This is a genomic window from Kitasatospora sp. NPDC024654, from assembly GCF_055559155.1.
Genome location: NZ_JBVHLF010000209.1, coordinates 1 through 3,605, shown reverse-complemented (window position 1 = coordinate 3,605; position 3,605 = coordinate 1). Strand labels below are relative to the sequence as shown.

The window sequence follows — 3,605 nt, the reverse complement described above, 5'->3', positions numbered from 1 at the left end:
CTCGGCAGCGGCGGGGTCTCGGACACGAGCCCCAATGATCAACCAATAGGACGCCAAGATCAACTCAGCGCGCCAGGAGCACCAAACCAGTCACGTTCCTTCTTGCGTTCACGTAGCCCTGCCACACTTCGATCATATTCGGACTGAGTTCAGAATCAAACTCGGTCTGACTTTTTCTCGAGGAGGTCCGGGTACGAGGCTGAAGGCCCCGCGATGGCGCTGGTTCGGCGGCTGGCAGCGGTCAGCAGGAGCTTCTTGCGCAGGAGCGGGAACCCGACCCGCGCCCGAGTAAGGCCCGTTGCGGAATGGTCTCGGGACTGGCCGCGCGCGTGCTTGCGGACCGTGTTGCGGCTGAGACCAAGGCGATGAGCGACCTCGCGCAGGCTCAGGTCCTCCTCGACCTGGGCACGGACGGCGGCGTGGGTGTCGCGGGGCCGGTCGAGGAACTTTCCCGCCGGGTAGGGCTCGGGCAGACCCTCGTCGACCGTGACCATCTCGGTGGATGCGAGCTCCGGTTCGGGTGGCTCAGGTTCCGGTTCGGGGTGGACCAGGTCACGCAGCAAGGCGCGGTGGCGGGAGACGAGGCGCTCGACGGCTTCGGCCAGGTTGTGCCAGACCTGCCATTTGTCCGCGCGGTGCTGGGCGTTCCCGATCGCGTACCCGCCGAAAGCCGCTGGAACTCCTCAGGCGGATGGTGTCCGGGTCGCGGCCGGTGCGATCTGCATGAGCGCGGTGACGCGCACGCCGTGCGGGCCGCGGGCGAGTGCGAGGCCTTTGCCGTAGGCATTGAGGGCGGCTTCGCCGGCGCCGTCCTGGAACGCCCCGACGCGCACAGGGGGTCGGGCTCCGCAACGCCGATCTCCGTGACCGGCCCTGTGCCGGCGACTGCATGACCCGTCGGGTGGCCCATCGGCGGCCATCACTCACCGTCACCATGGTTCTCTGTCACTCCGATGGAGAGGCGCGCCGGACAGCCTTCCGGCGCGTGCCCCTCGTCCCGCCTCATCCCGTCTTGTCCCATATGTGCGCGAGTGTGCGCGATTGGGCAAAGTGAATTGGGTGACACACGAGCCGGGCGGCGAGGAGCGGCAGTGCCTGAGCAGGGTCAGCTGGGCGACGGGGCCGGGGCCGGTCAGAATGGAGTGGACTGGTCCGGGGCCTGGGTCGAAGGGGCCCCGATGGAGTCCGGACGGTCCGCCGAGGACGGCGTCGGCGCGCGGCTGGGTCGCCCCAGGCCGCCGGCTGGCGGGGAGACCGTCCCCGTTCTCGGCCAGGCCCCTACCGGTGACGTTCCGTGGAGGGACCGGATGCGGATCCTGCTGCGCACGCCGATGGTCGAACGCCCGGCGTTCGAATGCGGTCCACGTGAGAACGAGTCCGAACCGGGCAACGTGGCGCGGATCCTGGATCTCACCCTGCGCATCGGCGAGTTGCTGCTCGCCAGCGGAGAGGCCGCCGAAGACGTCGAGGCCGCGATGCTCGGTGTCGCCCGCGCCTACCGGCTGTGCCGATGCGAGCCGGGGGTCACCTTCACGCTGATAGCGATCTCGTACCAGCCTTCGCTGGTGGATCCGCCGATCACCGCTGAGCGGACGGTCCGCCGCCGTTCCTGCGACTACACCCGGCTGGCCGCCGTCTACCGCCTGGCCTCGGACATCGTGGCCGGGCAGGTAGCGGTCGACGACGCCTACCACAGGCTGGCCGAGATGCGCCGCAGCCTGCATCGCTACCCGGTGTGGCTGCTCGCCTTCGCCTCGGGCCTGCTGGCGGGGGCTGCCACCTTTCTGGTCGGCGCCAGGGCCGACGGCAAGGCCTGGTTCGTCTTCGCCAGCGCCTTCACCGCCGCCGGCGCCGGGGACCGGCTGGCCGCGTTGGTCGGCCGTCGCGGCCTGCCCGAGTTCTACCAGTTCGTGATCGCCGCGATGCCCGCCGCGTTGGTGGGCATACTGCTCTCGTTCAACGAACTGCACCTGCGCGGTTCGCTGGTGGTAACCGGCGGACTGTTCGCCCTGTTGCCCGGGCGTCCGATGGTCGCCGCGGTGCAGGACGGGCTGACGGGCTTCTACCTCACCGCCGCCGCGCGTCTGCTCGAAGTGCTGTACCTGGTGGCGGGCATCGTGATCGGCGTCATGCTGGTGCTCTACGTGGGTGTCAACAGCAGGGCGAACCTGAAACCGTACGAGAACATGGGTGGCACCGGGAACCCGCCACTCCAACTGACGGCCGCGATGCTGCTGACCCTCGGCTTCGCGATGCTGCTGCAGACCGACCGGCGAACCGTGCCGCTGGTCGTGCTCAACAGCGCTATCGGGTGGACCACCTACGGCGTGCTGGTCAACGCCCACGTCGAGACGATTCTGGCCACCGGGCTGGCGGCCGGACTGGTCGGCCTCTTTGGCCAGCTGATGGCCCGTCATCGACGGACCTCCGCGCTGCCCCACGTCACCGCCGCGATAGGGCCGTTGATGCCGGGCTCCATGCTCTACTTCGGCATGCTGTCGTTCGCCCAACGCCAGCCCGAAGCGGGTCTGGACTACATCGGTCACGCGGGAGCCATGGCCATGGCTCTTGCCATCGGCGTGAATCTCGGTGGAGAGATGGCCCATCTGTTCATGCGCATGCCTGGCGCGACCGGTCGTCTTGCCTTGCCGCCGACCTTCCCCCGGCACGCGGCCAAGCGTAGAAAGAGGCGCGGCAGGTAGGTGCGGCGGGCGACCGTCCGGGGCCTGCGAGTGATTCAGGGAGGTCCGAGCGGGACGGCAGACCGGGCCTCGCGCACGCGCTGAGAACCCGTCGCCAGGGCGTCTGTGCGGGACCAGATCCGGCGTCAGATCCGGCGCTGTGCCCAGAGGCGCTCCGCCGCCGGTGTTGGTCCCGGGCCGGCTGTTGTCGGCTGGCGGGTATCCGGGCAGACCGTGGAAGGCTTGGTCGATGGCGCTGCCGGCCTCGGCGAACGAGTCCTCCACAGTGCCGGCGAGTACGGCAGCGCCAGCGTCGACCTATTCCTGGGCGGTGGGGCGAACGACGATGTCACCTACATCGACGGTGTCCGGCTGCTCGATGGCGGAGGCGATGGCGTGAGCCACCGCCTCCGGCGGAAGAGCCATCTCCATCATCCTGTCGGTCTGGGCCTTCGCAGCCGGCTCCATGCGCTCTGTGCAGTCCGTGCGGACGGCGTCGGGTGAGACTACGGTCACGCGCGGGCCGGGACCGGCCTCCTGGCGCAGGCCCTCGGAGGTTGTGCGCACGGCGTTCTTCGTGCCGGCGAACACCGACCGGGGCGGCACGGTGCGCAGTCCTGCGGTGGACACGGTGTTGACGAAGTACCCGGAACCCTGCCCCCCCGGAAGACGGGAAGAGCTGCGGTGTGCTTCCCCTCGTAGCGTGGTGTCGTGACCCGATAAGGAGTTGAGGGTGGGGAAGCGACGTACGTACGACGCCGAGTTGCGGGATGGGGCCGTGCGGATCGTGCTGGAGACCGGGAAGCCGGCCGCGCGGGTGGCTCGGGATCTGGGGGTGCACGAGGCCACACTGCGGAACTGGGTGCACGCCGCCCGGCGAGCCTCGGAGAGCGGGACGGGGCCGCTGCGGGAGTCCGAACGGCA

General features: G+C 69.5%; 3 protein-coding genes and 1 pseudogene. 3 read left to right on the top strand and 1 reads right to left on the bottom strand.

The window, feature by feature from the left end:
• Positions 1-365: 365 nt before the first annotated feature.
• Together ACZ38L_RS38850 and ACZ38L_RS38845 are read left to right on the top strand one after the other, a co-directional pair.
• Entirely contained in the window at positions 366-893 is a 528-nt protein-coding gene (locus ACZ38L_RS38850; RefSeq protein WP_465702757.1) for a hypothetical protein, read from the top strand.
• 414 nt (positions 894-1,307) lie between these two features.
• Entirely contained in the window at positions 1,308-2,702 is a 1,395-nt protein-coding gene (locus tag ACZ38L_RS38845; RefSeq protein ID WP_465702753.1) for a threonine/serine exporter family protein, read from the top strand.
• A gap of 297 nt (positions 2,703-2,999) precedes the next feature.
• Here the strand turns inward: ACZ38L_RS38845 and ACZ38L_RS38840 are convergent.
• Positions 3,000-3,364: pseudogene (locus tag ACZ38L_RS38840) on the bottom strand (SDR family oxidoreductase); the annotation flags it as partial.
• Positions 3,365-3,414: 50 nt separating this feature from the next.
• On the opposite strand from ACZ38L_RS38840, the gene ACZ38L_RS38835 reads away from it, so the two are divergent.
• Positions 3,415-3,605 (top strand): transposase (locus ACZ38L_RS38835; RefSeq protein ID WP_465702751.1); only part of this gene is annotated, 191 nt, incomplete at its 3' end.